Origin of the sequence: Dyella mobilis, from assembly GCF_016904945.1 — a bacterium.
GTDB lineage: Bacteria > Pseudomonadota > Gammaproteobacteria > Xanthomonadales > Rhodanobacteraceae > Dyella_B > Dyella_B mobilis.
On record NZ_JADIKF010000039.1, the window covers coordinates 176,551 to 192,154 of the forward strand.

Annotated in this window: 14 protein-coding genes; 11 read left to right on the plus strand and 3 right to left on the minus strand. The window is 63.5% G+C overall.

The genetic code is table 11. The features are described from left to right. The first annotated feature begins 654 nt into the window (after positions 1-654). The 10 genes from pdsR (at position 655) to ISS99_RS11655 (ending at position 11,758) form a co-directional block, all read left to right on the plus strand. Positions 655-1,344 (plus strand): proteobacterial dedicated sortase system response regulator, encoded by a 690-nt coding sequence (pdsR, locus tag ISS99_RS11610; protein ID WP_204631787.1) that lies wholly within the window; start codon positions 655-657, stop codon positions 1,342-1,344. After that, on the plus strand, positions 1,344-1,928 hold the full coding sequence (locus ISS99_RS11615) for a hypothetical protein (RefSeq protein WP_204632650.1): 585 nt from the start codon (positions 1,344-1,346) through the stop codon (positions 1,926-1,928). Before pdsR ends, ISS99_RS11615 begins: the two co-directional genes overlap by 1 nt. 27 nt (positions 1,929-1,955) lie before the next feature. Then, positions 1,956-3,962, plus strand: coding sequence for an ATP-binding protein (locus ISS99_RS11620; protein WP_204631788.1), 2,007 nt, complete (start codon positions 1,956-1,958; stop codon positions 3,960-3,962). Positions 3,963-4,011: 49 nt separating this feature from the next. After that, complete coding sequence (gene trpE, locus ISS99_RS11625; RefSeq protein ID WP_204631789.1) at positions 4,012-5,487, plus strand: anthranilate synthase component I; 1,476 nt, start codon at positions 4,012-4,014, stop codon at positions 5,485-5,487. Between the two features lie 94 nt (positions 5,488-5,581). Next, the gene (locus tag ISS99_RS11630) at positions 5,582-7,651 is read left to right on the plus strand and encodes an acyltransferase family protein (protein WP_204631790.1); all 2,070 of its coding nucleotides are present in this window, start codon (positions 5,582-5,584) and stop codon (positions 7,649-7,651) included. A gap of 16 nt (positions 7,652-7,667) precedes the next feature. Next, positions 7,668-8,339 carry a DUF4148 domain-containing protein gene (locus ISS99_RS11635; protein WP_204631791.1) on the plus strand — a complete coding sequence of 224 codons (672 nt, stop codon included), beginning with the start codon at positions 7,668-7,670 and terminating at the stop codon, positions 8,337-8,339. Between the two features lie 224 nt (positions 8,340-8,563). Further along, positions 8,564-9,163 (plus strand): anthranilate synthase component II, encoded by a 600-nt coding sequence (locus ISS99_RS11640; protein WP_204631792.1) that lies wholly within the window; start codon positions 8,564-8,566, stop codon positions 9,161-9,163. Then, positions 9,160-10,218, plus strand: coding sequence for an anthranilate phosphoribosyltransferase (gene trpD / locus ISS99_RS11645; RefSeq protein WP_204631793.1), 1,059 nt, complete (start codon positions 9,160-9,162; stop codon positions 10,216-10,218). Before ISS99_RS11640 ends, trpD begins: the two co-directional genes overlap by 4 nt. Before the next feature lie 41 nt (positions 10,219-10,259). Beyond that, the gene (gene trpC / locus ISS99_RS11650; protein ID WP_204631794.1) at positions 10,260-11,054 is read left to right on the plus strand and encodes an indole-3-glycerol phosphate synthase TrpC; all 795 of its coding nucleotides are present in this window, start codon (positions 10,260-10,262) and stop codon (positions 11,052-11,054) included. Positions 11,055-11,056: 2 nt separating this feature from the next. Next, entirely contained in the window at positions 11,057-11,758 is a 702-nt protein-coding gene (locus ISS99_RS11655) for an HAD family hydrolase (RefSeq protein WP_204631795.1), read from the plus strand. A 72-nt stretch (positions 11,759-11,830) separates the two neighbouring features. On the opposite strand, the gene crp is transcribed toward ISS99_RS11655, so the two are convergent. Continuing rightward, the gene (gene crp / locus ISS99_RS11660) at positions 11,831-12,526 is read right to left on the minus strand and encodes a cAMP-activated global transcriptional regulator CRP (protein WP_204631796.1); all 696 of its coding nucleotides are present in this window, start codon (positions 12,524-12,526) and stop codon (positions 11,831-11,833) included. 287 nt (positions 12,527-12,813) lie between these two features. Between crp and speD the strand changes: the two genes are divergently transcribed. Then, complete coding sequence (gene speD, locus ISS99_RS11665) at positions 12,814-13,599, plus strand: adenosylmethionine decarboxylase (protein WP_126685269.1); 786 nt, start codon at positions 12,814-12,816, stop codon at positions 13,597-13,599. Positions 13,600-13,684: 85 nt separating this feature from the next. Here the strand turns inward: speD and coq7 are convergent, their stop codons facing one another. Next, positions 13,685-14,326, minus strand: coding sequence for a 2-polyprenyl-3-methyl-6-methoxy-1,4-benzoquinone monooxygenase (coq7, locus tag ISS99_RS11670; RefSeq protein WP_204631797.1), 642 nt, complete (start codon positions 14,324-14,326; stop codon positions 13,685-13,687). A gap of 17 nt (positions 14,327-14,343) precedes the next feature. Then, positions 14,344-15,543 carry a (Fe-S)-binding protein gene (locus tag ISS99_RS11675; RefSeq protein ID WP_204631798.1) on the minus strand — a complete coding sequence of 400 codons (1,200 nt, stop codon included), beginning with the start codon at positions 15,541-15,543 and terminating at the stop codon, positions 14,344-14,346. Positions 15,544-15,604 lie beyond the last annotated feature (61 nt).

Below are 15,604 nucleotides of genomic sequence, written 5' to 3' on the forward strand. Positions count from 1 at the left end.
AAGACGCTAGAGGAGACACCATCGACAGGGGCTTACTGCGCCTGGCTGAAGGACGGGAGGCTCGGCCGTCGTATCAGTTTGGCGAGTTCCACGGCATGGATGAAGCGCCTGCCAAGTAATCGGACATGGGCTTTCCCCGGATGGTTCCCGTCCGAGCGCAAATAATTTCAAAAAACTGAAAAAAATCCCCTCCTGAATGAGGAGGGGAGGAACGCCGGGACAGGAATGACCGGGAAAATGGCTTGGTAGTGCGGTTTGTGGGCGAATTCGCGAGTGGATGCCTGGCTCGCTGCGCGACCGGCTGGCGTCCCTGCGAACCGGTCGCGCCTGATGCCTCCACGGCAAATTCACGTCGCCGGCACGCCGATTAAAGGCTCAGCAGCAGGGCAAGCAATACGGAGCCCAGGGCCAGCACCACGCGCAGCGGTTCGAAACCGCGCAATTCGGCATTGGGATCGATGGAAGGGTCGGCACGCATGGGGAAACTCGCTTTGGATTAGGGGCTATCAAACACCCCGCCGAGGCGCCGACCCCGGCGCCGCAAGGGCGATCGGCCGATGGATTCTGGCAGAACGCGGGCAAACGACGCGCGCGGCTTGCGCTGGCGCAAGGCCCATAGCAACCTGCGCGGCATCATCCTCGCAAGGAGTCCCCGTGGGACGCAGCATCGCCATCGTCGAAGACGAACCGTTGATCCGCGCCAACTACGTTGAGGCGCTGAACCGCTTCGGCTACGACACGCGCGGCTACGGCTCGCGCCAGGAAGCCTCCAGCGCTTTCGCGGCCCGCTTGCCGGAGCTGGTCATCATCGATATCGGGCTGGGCGACGAGCCGGAAGGGGGGTTCGATCTTTGCCGCGAGTTGCGCGCAAGATCGGCGACCTTGCCGATCATTTTCCTGACGGCGCGCGATTCGGATTTCGACGTGATCTCCGGCCTGCGCCTGGGCGCCGACGATTACCTCAGCAAAGACACCAGCCTGCACCAGCTGGCCGCGCGCATTGCCGCGCTGTTTCGTCGCATCGAATCGCTGAAGGCGCCGGCGTCCAGCGAGACGGTGATCGGGCATGGCCCGCTCAAGCTCGAATCCGAGCGCATGCGCATCACCTGGAACGACGTGGAGGTGCCGCTCACCGTCACCGAATTCTGGATGGTGCACACGCTCGTGCGTTTCCCGGGGCACGTGAAGAATCGCGACCAGCTGATGCGTGAAGCCGAACTGGTGGTGGATGACGCCACCATCACGTCGCACATCAAGCGCATCCGCAAGAAATTCATTGCGGTGGCGCCGGAGTTCGATGCGATCGAAACGGTGCACGGCGTGGGATACAGGTGGCGTCCGTGATGTCGTTGCGCTGGATGTTTGCCGCGCTGGCGCTTAGCACTGGCGTCGCCATGGCTGCACAGCCGGACACGACAGTGCGAGCGCAGGGGCCGGCCGACGGCGCAGCGCCGGCATGGAGCATCGACACGATCGCGCCGCCGGGCTGGACCAAGGATTGCTGCACTTACGCTCGCGCCATCGGCGTGAACTACGTGCTGTATCAGGGCGAATGGACCGGCAAGCCCGATCGCGTGATGGTACTCAACGTATGGCCGTCCAAACTGGATTCCCTGGACGCCGAATTGCAGGATGACCAAAAACACTATTTGCAGGCCGACCCCGCCGGCAAGGTGAGTCCGTTTCCGCTGCGGAACGGCCATCAGCCATGCCTCGGGGTGATGTATTCCGGTAGCGATCACCTCGACGATGTCGTCGTGTTTTGCGATCCCGGAAAGACTGCCGGCGTGCGTTTCAGCTGGTCCATGACCGTTGGCGCCTCCGATCCGCTACGCCAGTCTTTATTGGATGCCTTCAAGCACGTAGTGGAACAATCCCGCTACTCGAAAGATGTTCCCGCAGCTGGTGCGACTGGCAAGCCGCACTAGCTTGCGCGCAACGGGAAGACTTGAAGCATGAGCCTGCGCCAAAAACTGCTGCTGGTAGCGCTATGCACGCTCGCCTTGCCGGTGGCTGGCTGGCTGTACGTGCGCCAGATGGAAACCCTCTTGCGTCAGGGGCAGGAGCAAGCGCTGACGGCGACGGCGACGGCGGTGGCGCGCAGCCTCGCCGTCACCGACGTGCCGCTGCCCCAGCCGGGCAGCGGCTGGTATGTGCAGCAGGCGGTGAACCCCATCACCATCGATGGCTACGGCGACGACTGGGCGCCGATGACGCCCTGGAGCCAGGCGATCGGCAAGAACGGCAAATTGCTGCTGGCCGAGGATGACAACGGTTTCTATATCTACGTCGACGTGCGGGCAGCCCGGCGTACGCGCGCCGATGCCGGCGATCCCAATGCGCTGGCTTCCGATCATTTGATCCTGGATCTGGTGCAAGGCACGCAGCATCGGCGCTACTTGCTTGCTAGTGCGGCACCCGGTGCCTTTACGGCGCTGACGCTGGATCCGGCGGCGGGTGATCTCCCCGACCGGATCGTTGGCCAGTGGCAGGAAGATGGCAGCGGCTATCGCGCCGAGTTGCGTCTGCCGCGTGGACTCGGGCTCAGTGCGTTGGGCGTGGGCATCTACACGGCTGTCGACGGCGGCGATCCGCTCGCCACCGAGATGCGCCCGCTGTGGCGTTATTCCGGGGACCTCGCGCAGGAGCTGTCGCGCATGGCGCCCGACGATACGCGTGCGCGCCTGGTGACGCCGACGGGTTGGTTGTTGGCGCAAAGCGGCCATCTCACCACCACAGGTCCGCAGCCGGGCTGGTTCTCTTCGGTCATTTACCGCTCGCTGCTGGCCAACCCGCTGGAGGATGCCGAGCTGTGGACCTCCGACGTGCCGCGCCTGGATTTGCCGGAAATACAAAGCGCGCGCAACGGCCAACCCAACACCGTGTGGCGGCAGGGCGAGGAGCGCGACAGCGTCGTGCTGGCCACTGCCGTGCCGGTGGAGCGTGATCGCACTGTCGTCGGCGTGCTGTTGCTGGAACAGGCGAGCCGGGCGGTGCCGTTGTTGGCCAATCGTGCCTTCTTCAGCCTGCTGATGACCAGTTTCGGCGTGTTGCTGGTGGCTGGCGCCATTTTGCTGTTCTTCGCCACGCGCCTGAGCCTTCGCCTGGGCCGGCTGCGCGATGCGGTCGAGCGCGCCCAGGTGAATGATGGACGTCTGGACGGCCAAATGATCCAGGGCCATTTCCCGATGGCCGAAGCGAACGATGAAATCGGCGACCTGGCGCGCAGCTTCCAGAAGCTGTTCGAGGCCGTTGGCGGCTATACGGATTATCTGCGCACGCTGGCGTCGAAGTTGTCGCACGAGCTCAACACGCCATTGGCGATCGTCAAGTCGTCGCTGGACAATCTCGAGCACGCCGAACTCTCCGCCGAAGCGCAGCCCTATCTGGCACGTGCCCGCGATGGCGTGGCGCGCCTGGGTACCCTGGTGCGTGCGATGAGCGAGGCGAGCCGGATGGAGCGGGCCATTGCCGCTGCGGAACCGGAAGACGTCGACCTGGTCGAGGTGGTGCGCGGTTGTGCCGATGCGTACCGGCCGCTGGCTGGCGCACGCCGCCTGGATTGCGTGCTGCCCGAACAGGCGCTGCATCTGCATGGCGCACCGGAATTGATCGCGCAGGCGCTGGACAAGCTGTTCGACAACGCCTTGTCGTTCACCCCGGCCGACGGCTGGTTGCGGCTGACGCTACGGCCGTCGGATGGCGGCGCCGAGATCGAACTGGCCAACCAGGGACCGCCGTTGCCCGCCGCGATGCAGGGGCGCCTGTTCGATTCGCTGGTCAGCCTGCGCGACAAGGCCACGCCGGGTGACGCCCCGCATCTGGGATTGGGTTTGTACGTGGTGCGCCTGGTGGCTGAGCGCCATGGTGGCGTGGCCTCTGCCCGCAATCTCGAGGACGGCAGCGGCGTCGCCTTCAGTCTGAGTCTGCAGGGCATGCCGCGGCAGCGGCTAGCCGGGTAGGCACAATCCCCTACAATGGGCGTTCCCCGTCGGCCACCGGAACCCCTACGTGATCTCTCGCGATGACTTCGAGGCGCTGGCAGCGCAAGGACACACCCGCATCCCGCTGGTGCGCGAAGTGTTCTCCGATCTGGATACGCCGCTATCGGTCTACCTGAAGCTGGCTGACGGCCCTTACACCTTCCTGTTCGAATCGGTGGAAGGCGGCGCCACCTGGGGTCGCTATTCGATCATCGGCCTGCCGGCCAAGCGCGTGTACCGCCTGCGCGGCCACGAGCTTGAAGTGGAAGATGCCGGCGAAGTGGTCGAGCGCCGTCAGCTGCAAGATCCGCTCGCCGAAATCGAAAACCTGCGCAAGCAGTACGACGTGCCACGTCTGCCGCAGCTCCCTGCTTTCAGCGGCGGGCTGGTCGGCTATTTCGGATTCGAAACCATCGGCTACATCGAGCCGCGCCTGGCCCGGTGGGATCGCACCGACGAGCTGGGCACGCCCGATGTCCTGTTGATGCTTGCCGAAGAAGTGGCGGTGTTCGACAACCTCAAGGGAAGGCTTTACCTGATCGTGCATGCCGATCCCGCGCAGCCGCAGGCCTATGCGCATGCGCAGCGCCGGCTCGACGCGCTGACGCATCGCCTGCGCCAGGGCGGCGCTTCGTACCCGCAGCTCACGCAATCGACCGCGCTGGACGAGAGCGATTTCAAGTCGTCGTTCACGCGCGAAGAATTCGAGGCGGTGGTACGGCGCGCGAAGGAATACATCCGCGCCGGCGACGTCTTCCAGGTGGTGCCCTCGCAACGCCTCAGCGTGGGTTTCAACGCGCGGCCGGTCGACGTATACCGCGCGTTGCGCGCGATGAATCCCTCGCCTTACATGTATTTCGTGGACCTGGGCGATACGCAGATCGTCGGTTCCTCGCCGGAAATCCTGGCGCGCCTGAAGGACGGCAAGGTGGTCGTGCGTCCGATCGCCGGCACGCGCAAGCGCGGCGCCACCGAGGAAGAAGACCGGGCTCTCGAAGCCGACCTGCTGGCCGACCCCAAGGAACGTGCCGAGCACGTGATGCTGATCGACCTGGGGCGCAACGATATCGGCCGCATCAGCGAGACGGGCAGCGTCGAAGTCAGCGAATCCTTCGTGATCGAGCGCTACTCGCACGTCATGCACATCGTTTCGCAAGTGCAGGGCGATGCCATGCCCGGCTTGAGTTACGTGGATGTGCTCAAAGCTACTTTCCCGGCGGGCACCGTCAGCGGCGCGCCGAAAATCCGGGCGCTGGAAATCATCCAGGAGCTGGAGCCCTTCAAGCGCAACATCTACGCCGGTGCGATCGGCTGGATCGGCTGGTGGGGCGATGCGGACACTGCCATCGCCATTCGCACGGCGGTCATCCAGGGCGGACGCCTGCACGTGCAGGCCGGCGCCGGCATCGTCTACGACTCCGACCCCGCTTCCGAGTGGGAAGAGACCATGAACAAGGGCCGCGCGTTGTTCCGGGCGGTCGCGCAGGCTGCGAAGGGGCTCTGATCGACGCGCCGCGCGTCGCACTGGCCGGGTTGTCCACGTCATGCCTGGAGCCGGATCGATCGGCTTCAGAAGATTTCACGTAGTGAGGGGCTGAATGTTAGACAAAGTGCGGGGGGGGGCGCCGTATTACCGCAAGGACGTCGATGGCCTGCGCGCCGTGGCGGTGCTGCTGGTCATTTTCTTTCACGCCGGATTCTCCGTGTTCAAGGGAGGCTTCATCGGCGTCGACGTGTTCTTCGTGATCTCCGGCTTCGTGGTATCGCGGGCGATCCAGCGCGGGCTGACCGAAGGCCATTTCTCGTTCATCGGTTTTTACACCGCCAGAGCCAAGCGCCTGGCGCCGGCGCTGTACCTGACGATGGGTTGCGTGTTCGTCTTCGCATTGCTTTACCTGATGCCCGACGACGCCATGCGTACGCTGAAAACCATCGGCTACGCCAGCTTGCTGTCGGCAAATATCTATCTGGCGCACAAGACCGACTATTTCGCGTCGCAGACCAGCGATCAGCCCTTGCTGCACATCTGGTCGTTGTCGGTCGAAGAGCAGTTTTACCTCGTATTGCCTGCGCTGCTGGTGTTGAGCTGGCGTTGGTCCAGCGGGCGCCGTATCGCCGCCTTCGCATTTCTTGCAATCGTTTCCTTGGGTGCCTCGCAGTGGGCGGCCTCGCATGCGACGCAGGGGGCCTATTTTCTAACGCCTTATCGCGGTTTTGAATTTATCACTGGCGTGCTTCTGTCTTTTCGCGACGAGAGGAAAACGGGGCATGCGCTGGCCGATACCGCTGTGGCGGCAGGACTGGCCATAACGGTGGCTTCGGGCATGCTGTTGAGTTCCAGCACGCCCTATCCGGGATGGATGGCGCTGTTCCCTTGCGTAGGTGCCGGTCTGGTCGTGGGTTTTGGAAGCACCTCGCGCCTGGCTAGCGTGCTGCTGGGCAATCCAGCGACGCTCTTCATCGGCCGGATTTCCTACAGCCTGTATCTCTGGCATTGGCCGGTGCTGTTTGCTTTTCAGCGCTTCGGTGTCGATACGACGGTATGGAAGCTGGTAGCCATCGTGCTTTCCATCGGCATCGGCTATTTGTCTTATCGCTACGTGGAAACCCCTTTGCGCTATGCGCGGATGGCCAAGTTTCGCGTCGTTCTTACTTATGTCGCCACCCCCATTCTCTGCACGTTGGTGCTATTCGTCATCGGCCAGCGCACGGACCAGTTTGCGCGGCTGTATCCGGCTGCGTTCCAGCGTATTTACACCAGTGCCAGGCAAAGCACCTGGCAAAACCCGCGCGGACGCCAATGCTGGGCCCAGGTGCAACTCACCGACGCGGCCAAGTGCAGCCTCGGCGATGTCTCTCTGCCTGTGAATGCGGCGATCTGGGGCGATTCCCACGCTTATCACCTGATCAATTTCATGGATGGCCTGGGCAAGGAATATCGCCTTTCCATTCACGACGTGGCCATGCCGGACTGCGCTCCCGTTGCCCGGGTACCCAAGGTGGGGGACCCTTCGCTGAAGGCTTCGCAAGGCAAGTGCGCCGCACACAACCAGGCGGTTTTCAACTATCTGCTGTCGGACAAGAGCGTCGATACGGTCTTTCTCTCGGCCGTCTGGGAGATTTATGCCAATGCGCCGGCGGCCCCTGCCGTCAATGATTTCGGTTTTGCGCAGGGGGCCTTTCTGGACGATCTGGATGACACGATCTCCACGCTGTTGCGTGCCGGCAAACACGTGGTCCTTTTTGACGACATCCCTGGCGAGCCCAAGGATCTGGTGAACTGCCAGTTGTACAACCATCAATGGCTATCGTTGGGCAAGCGCGATTGCACTTACCCAAGCAGCGAAGCCGCTGCCGCCCATCGAGGCACCGTGCAGATCCTGGCCTCGATCGCCAAGAAATACCCGCAGGTCGGATTGATCACCCTCTACGACGTGCCATGCGATGCCGACCGCTGCCGCACTTCTCTGGACGGCGTTGCCCTTTATGTAGCCAACGACTTCGGGCACCTCAATTTGGCCAGCAGTGCGGCGTACTACGATGCGTACAAGGCCAGGCATCCAGGACAGCTGCAGCAAGTGATGCAAGCAATCGGGCGTCGGCAGGCAGGGGCTGCTGCCGCCAGCGCCGGCACTCATACATCGCCAAAGCCCGCATCGGGCTCCTGACCTGGAACGACTTGCCATGAAGCGAATATTTCCCGTCCGCTACGCCCTGGTCCTGTCACTGCTCGCCTGCACGTTTACTGCAGCGGCACAGAACGCCGCGCAGCCCTGGCCCGATACGGTGCTCAGCCGCACCCAGGCGTTGGCCGAGTTGCAAACGTTGAATGCGGATCTGCTGAGTCATCCGAGCGCAACGCTGACCCTGGAGAGCTGGTGCAGCGCGCATCACCTGGCCGCCGATGCGCACGTCGTCGCGCATCGCGTGCATGGCGCGGACAAGCCCTTGCCGGCCGGTGCGCGCACCTTGCTGGGAATCGGGCCGGACGAGCCCGTGCGTTATCGCCGCGTGGCACTGAGCTGCGGCAATGTCGTGCTGTCCGATGCGGATAACTGGTACGTGCCTGCGCGTTTGACGACGGCCATGAACCAGCAGTTGGACCATTCCGACGTGCCATTCGGCAAAGTCGTGCAACCTCTGCACTTCCGCCGCCAGACACTTTCGGCAGAGCTGCTGTGGTCGCCCTTGCCGCAGGGCTGGGATGCGGGCGCTCCGTTGCCTCCGGCAGGTCGTGATCCGCTGGCCGTGCCGGATCACGTTTTGCAGCACCGTGCGGTTCTTTACACCGCGGACAATCAGCCCTTCAGTCTGGTGGTGGAAAGCTATACGCGGAGCGTACTGGCTCGTCCTTAAATTTCATCCATTTGATTTTTATGGATTTATGTGGATGTAACGGCATTTTCGGCTCCGTTTCGTAAGCTTTGGCCGTCCGGCGTTTGGAGCAGTTGTCCTATGCCCACGGGATGACGGCGGCAAAGCCTATCGCGCACAATGGACGCCATGCCGCACCGCGGCATAACGCGATGGGCGATCCCCCGGGCGCCCAGCCGAAAGCCCTCCACAGGATTTTCTCCGCCATGTTGTTGATGATCGACAATTACGACAGCTTCACCTTCAACCTCGTGCAGTACCTGGGCGAGCTGGGACAAGAGGTGAGGGTGGTGCGCAACGATGCGCTGGACGTCGCCGGCATTCGCGCGCTGAAGCCATCGCACATCATGATTTCTCCCGGCCCGGGTACGCCGGACGATGCGGGCGTGTCGCTGGATGTGCTGCGCCAACTCGGCGGCGAGATTCCCGTGTTCGGCGTCTGCCTCGGCCACCAGGCCATCGGCCAGGCCTTTGGCGGCAAGGTGATTCGCGCCAAGCAGATCATGCACGGCAAGACCTCGCCGGTGCGCCATCTCAACAAGGGTGTATTCGCCGGCTTGCCCGATCCGTTCGAGGCCACGCGCTATCACTCGCTGGTGGTGGAGCAATCCTCGTTGCCCGATTGCCTGGAAGTGACCGCCTGGACGGAAAATCCCGACGGCTCCATCGACGAGATCATGGGTCTGCGCCACAAGACGCTGGCCGTGGAAGGCGTGCAGTTCCACCCCGAGTCGATCCTTACCCAGCACGGCCACGACCTGCTGCGTAACTTTCTCGGACAGCCGCTGCAAAAGCTCGCGGCATGACCGGGCGCGCCATCACCATCACGCCGCAAGAAGCGCTACAGCGCACGATCGAGCATCGCGAGATATTTCACGATGAAATGATCGCGCTGATGCGCCAGATCATGGCCGGCGAAGTCAGCCCGCTGATGACCGCGGCGATCATCACCGGGTTGCGCGTGAAGAAGGAAACCGTCGGCGAGATCACCGGCGCGGCACGCGTGATGCGCGAGCTGTCGGCCAAGGTCGATGCGCCGCCGCACCCTCATTTTCTCGATATCGTCGGCACCGGCGGGGACGGCGCCTCGAGCTTCAACATCTCCACCGCTTCCATGTTCGTCGCGGCGGCGGCCGGTGCCTGCATTGCCAAGCACGGCGGGCGCAGCGTGTCGTCCAAGTCCGGCAGTGCCGACGTGCTGGAGGCGCTGGGAGCGAGGATCGAGCTGTCGCCGGCCCAGGTCACCGAGTGCATGCTCGAGACCGGCATCGGTTTCATGTATGCGCCGAACCATCATCCGGCGATGAAAGTGGTAGCGCCCGTGCGCAAGGAAATGGGCGTACGCACCCTGTTCAACATCCTGGGGCCGCTGACCAATCCGGCCGGCGCCCCGAACATCCTGATGGGGGTTTTTCACCCGGACCTGGTCGGTATCCAGGTCCGCGTGCTGCAGGCCCTGGGTGCGAAACAAGCCATGGTGGTGTGGGGGCGGGATGGCATGGACGAGATTTCGCTCGGCGCCTCCACCCTGGTCGGCGAGCTGCGCAATGGCGAGGTTCACGAGTACGAAATCGAGCCGGAGGACTTCGGCCTGGCCATGGCATCCAGCCGCAACCTGCGGGTGGAGAACGTGGCGGAATCGAAGGCGATGCTGCTTGACGCGCTGGAAGATCGCCATGGCGTGCCGCACGACATCGTCTGCCTGAATGCCGGCGCCGCGCTCTACACCTGCGGCCTGGTCAATTCGATCGGCAGCGGCATCGAACTGGCGCGGGCGACCATCGCCAGCGGCGCGGCTCGTGCCAAAATGGACGCATTCGTGGCAACCACCCAGCGACTCGCCGATACTGGCGGCCGCTGAGCCTCGCCCTCCGTTTCCGTTCTCATGCCGATCGCAAGCACATGACCGACATCCTTCAACGCATCCTTGCCCGTAAGGCCGAAGAGCTCGCCGAGCGCAGCGCCAAGCTGCCGCTGAAAGAGCTCTCAGCGCGCGTCAAGGACCTGCCCGACACGCGCGGTTTCGCCGCCGCCGTCGAAGCGAAGATCGCCGAAGGCTTGCCGGCGGTGATCGCTGAGGTGAAAAAGGCCAGTCCGAGCAAAGGCGTGATCCGCGCCGAGTTCGATCCGGCTGCCATCGCGCGCAGCTACGAGGCCGGCGGGGCCGCCTGTCTTTCGGTGCTTACTGACAAGGATTTTTTCCAGGGCAGCGAGGATTTCCTGCAGCAGGCGCGTGCGGCGTGTTCGCTGCCGGTGCTGCGCAAGGATTTCATCATCGACCCTTACCAGGTCTATGAGGCGCGCGCGATCGGCGCAGACTGCATCCTGCTGATCGTGGCCGCGTTGGGTGATGCGGATCTGCTGGAGCTGTCGCTGCTGGCGGCCGACCTGGACCTGGACGTGCTGTGCGAAGTGCACGACGCCGAGGAACTGGAGCGCGCGCAGGCCGTGCCGGTGCCGCTGATCGGCGTCAACAATCGCAATCTGCGCACCTTCCACACATCGCTGGATACCTCGCTCGAACTGCAGGACCTGATGGATTACGACCGCATCCTGGTGGCCGAATCGGGCATCCACACCCCCGAGGACGTCACGCGCCTGCGCGAGGCCGGCATCCATGCCTTCCTGGTTGGCGAGGCTTTCATGCGTGCCCCCGATCCTGGTGCGGAATTGAAGCGGCTGTTCGACGCGCGTTGATCATGACGTCAGGGGACATGACCACCGCGCCGGCTGAAACCGGCGTTGACGAGAGCGCGTCGCGCATCGTGCTTTTCGATTTTGACGGCGTGCTGTTTTGCGGCGATTCGTTCGCTACGTTCATGCGCCATCGCTACCGGCATTCGCTGTGGCGCAAGGTGCTGGTGCTCCTGACCCTGCCTTGGTGGCTGCCGTGCCTGCTCGTTTCGCGCTGGTGGGCGGCCCGCACCCTGGTGCACGTGGCGTTGTTCGGCGTGGGGCAGAAGCGCTACGAGCAGGCAGTCGAAGCCTTTGCCGATCAGCTGGTGCGCCGCCCGCGTCAGTTCTATCGGGACGGCCTGCAGGCCTTGCGCAAGCATCTGGCGGAAGGCGACCAGGTATTCGTGGTGACCGGATGCGAACAACGGCTGGCAGCGCGCCTGCTGTCGCAGCTGGGACTGCCCGAGGTGGGCGTGATCGGCTCCCAGCTCAAGCCTGGCTGGTTCGGCATGCGCGTAAAAATGCACAACGTAGGACGCCGCAAGGTGCAAAGCCTGGCGGCCCATGGCATCAAGCGTTGGCGGACTGCCTACGGCGATTCCATGCTCGACGTGGCCATGCTCAAGCAAGCGGACGAGGCGGTGCTGGTCAACGGCACGCCCAAGCTGTGCAAGCGGGTGGAGAAGGCGATCGGCCGCACGGTGGCTAGGGTGGCCTGGTACTGACGTTCCGGCGGTGTGCTGATGTGCGGCGGCCGGCAGGCCCCCGGTTCATGCCGGGGGCGCCGTAAGCGGGGTTCAGCGGGTACCGCGAACCACGATGGTCTTGCCGGAGACCTCGATCATGCCCTGTTCTTCCAGCTGCTTGAGCACGCGGCCCACCATTTCGCGCGAGCAGCCCACGATGCGGCTGACTTCCTGGCGGGAAATGCGGATCTGGGTGCCGTCCGGGTGGCTCATCGCGTCCGGCTCCTGGCACAGGTCCAGCAGGGTGCGCGAGATGCGGTTGGTGACATCCATGAAGGCCATGCGGCTCACCTGGCGCGAGGTGCGCAGCAGGCGGTGGGTGAGCTGGGCGCCGATGGCGAACAGGATCTTCGGGCATTCGTCGCGCAGCGGGCCTTCCATCAGCTGGAACAGCCGTTCGTAACTGATTTCGGCCATTTCACAGGGGCTGCGGGTACGCACCATCGATTCGCGCTGGGCCTGCTCCACGAACAGTCCCATCTCGCCGATGAACTGGCCGCGGCTGATATAGGCCAGGATCAGCTCCCGCCCCTGCTCGTCCTCGGTGCAGACGGCCAGCGAGCCTTCCATCACGTAGTAAAGCGTGTTGGCGGGGTCGCCCGGGCGGATGATGGCGGTCTTGCCGGGGTAGCGGCGGCGGTGGCAGAGACCTAGAAACCGCTCCATCGCGGCGGGGTCTGGTGCAAAACCGAGTGGCGCCTGTGACTTTTCGAACGCTTGTTGTAATTGATATTTCAGCTGCACCACAGAAGTTTTCCCCAAGCTAAGTGGTCTCAAGGGCCGCCCCTACCGACGGCCGGACTGCGCATCCCTTGCGACTTTCGCATTATGGCAAAGTCAGTGCGAGTCCCGCAGGTTCTGTTTTTCACCGATTTGCCGCATACTTCGCAGTCTTCCCGGATGGTGGCAGTTGCCATCATCCGTACACAAGGGGCGTGCAGGATAAGGGTCCAGCATGCCTTTTTAATCCAGCGGGGACCCTTGTAGCTAACCCGCCTCACCTGTCGGCCGTGACCCGGCCATGGAGTGTCGCCGTGGTGAAACCCCTCCCGCGCCTGCGCCTGCAGGGCTTCAACAACCTTACCAAAGCCCTGAGCTTCAACATCTACGACATCTGCTATGCGGTGTCCGAAGACCAGCGCCAGCGCTATATCGAGTACATCGACGAGCAGTACGACGCCGATCGACTCACCCAGATCCTCACCGACGTGGCCGAGATCATCGGCGCGAACATCCTGAACGTGGCCCGCCAGGACTACGACCCGCAGGGTGCCTCGGTGACCATCCTCATCTCCGAGGAGCCGGTGGTCGAGAAGCTGGGCCGCGACACCATCTCCGATGCGGTGGTGGCCCACATGGACAAGAGCCACATCACCGTCCACACGTACCCGGAAACCCATCCGCACAACGGCATCGCGACCTTCCGTGCGGATATCGACGTTGCCACCTGCGGTGTGATCTCGCCGTTGAAGGCCCTGAACTACCTGATCGACAGCTTCGAGTCAGACATCGTGGTGTGCGACTACCGCGTACGCGGCTTCACCCGCGACGTGAAGGGCAAGAAGCACTTCATCGATCACAAGATCAACTCGGTGCAGGACTACCTGGCGCGCCACATCCGCCAGAAGTACGAGATGTTCGACGTGAACGTGTATCAGGAAAACATCTTCCACACCAAGATGCACATCAAGGACTTCGACCTCGATACCTATCTGTTCGAAGCCCATGCGGACGATCTTTCGTTCAAGGAGCGACAGAAGATCGAGCAACTGCTGCGCCGTGAAATCGAAGAGCTGTTCCACGGACGCAACCTGATGTGATCAAGAAAAACCCGCCGAAAGGCGGGTTTTTTTCTTCCTCTCCCACGTGGCGAGTGGATTGGGGCGTCGCGCGATCCCCGTTCGCTCAAAGTCGATACGCCACTGTCTTCATCACCATCGAGCTGACGTGCATCAGCTGCGGAATCGGAAACGGCAGCGCGATACCGCCGTGCTCGCGTGCGGCCTGCGCGTGTTGCACTTCATCGGCCTGCATCTGCTTGAGCACCGCACGCGAGCGCTCGTCCTGGGTGGGCAGTCGGTCCAGGTGGTCGGCCAGATGGGCTTCCACCTGTTTTTCCGTCTCCACCACGAAGCCGAGGCTGATCCTGTCGCCGGCCAGCGCCGCCGCTGCGCCGATCGCATAGCTGCCGGCGTACCAAAGCGGATTGAGCAGGCTCGGGCGGCTTTCCAGCTCGCGCAGGCGTTCGGAACACCACGCCAGGTGATCGGTTTCTTCGGCGGCGGCGTGCTGCAGATGCGCGCGGTTTTCCTCCTTGCGCGCCAAGGCGGCCTGTCCGTCGTAGAGCGCCTGGGCGCAGACTTCGCCCGTGTGGTTGATGCGCATCAATCCTGCGGCGTGGCGGCGTTCGGCATCGTCCAGCTCGGCATCGGCCAGGCCGTGCGAAGGCGAGGCGCGATGGGCCTCGGGAGAGCCGGCCACGGTTTCCAGGGCGCGCTCGATGCCGGCGAGCAGGCGGTCCAGCGGGGTCAATGTGCGTACATTCATTGGATGGCCATAACTCTTCAGGTTTCCTGTTGCTGCGCCAGCAAGGTCAGCGGATGCATGGTCGGCAAGGTCGACGCCTGTGCGGCCAGTCCCGCCGCCAGATGCAAGCGGCAACCGATATTGGACGACAGAAGCATCTGCACATCCAGTGTGTGGATGTGGGACAGCACGTCATCGCGCAAACGCTCCGCCCGCTCCGGGAATTGCAGGACGTGGCTGCCGGCAGCGCCGCAGCAATAGGGAGGCGTGGAAAGTCGCTGCAAAGCGAGTCCCGGAATGCGTTCGAGTAGCTTGATAAGAGCCGTCTCGCTACGCGCCACGTTGGATTGTGTGCAGGGTATGTGCAAGCCGGCACGCAGATTCAGAGGGCGAAAACGCAGCTTTTCAGCCCGCTCGGCCAGCAAGCGATAAGGGTCTTCCACTTGTACCGTGGTGAGCGCGCGGCGCAGCGTGCTCAAGCAACCCGGGGTAACGCTGACCAGATAGTCGGCATGCGTTCCATCCCAGGCATCGCGCAGGCGTTTTGCCGATACTTCGGCACCGGCAGCGTCACCGTCATGCAGATCCAATGCGCCGCAACACGTGGCGGGCAAGCGAACCACGCGATATCCAGCGGCGTCCAGCAACTGCTCCGCCGCCCGTTCTGCTGCGGCGTCCTGGACGCTGGCTGCGCAACCGGGAAAGAGGGCGACGATGCCGGCATCCCGCGTCCCAGGCTGTTTGGCCAGCTGAGTTCTGGCTAGGGGCGTGGGGCTTTTCAGCAGGGATATGGCTGCTCGCCAGGCGGCAAACTGTTTGCCGGGAAGCAAGGCTGGCAGCCAGATAGCGGCGCCGGTCCAGCGGGCCCATCGTTGCAGCCATCGGTTCAGCTTCGGGCGTTTGGCGATATCCAGCAACAGCCCCGGACGCTGCGGCGACGGCCCAAGCAGGGCGCGGGTCTCCACCAGCAGCTCCTCGTACTGAACCCCGGCAGGGCAGACCCGCTGGCAGCTCAGGCAGCCCAGGCAGTGATCCAGGGGCTCCCGCAGTTCGGGAGAGGGCGCGATTTGCCCCCGCGCCAGCGCAGCGGCAATGGCGATGCGACCCCGTGGGGATTCGGCTTCATTGCCGTCCAGGGCGTAGGTGGGGCAGACCGGCAGGCACAGGCCGCATTGCACACACTGGTCGGCCAGCACGGCAATGTGGTGTTGGGGCTTCTCAAGAGGCATATCGTTCATGCTATCATTTGCGACTCGCAGCCCATCGAGGGCTTGCGCGATAGATGAAAGCTTCGCTATT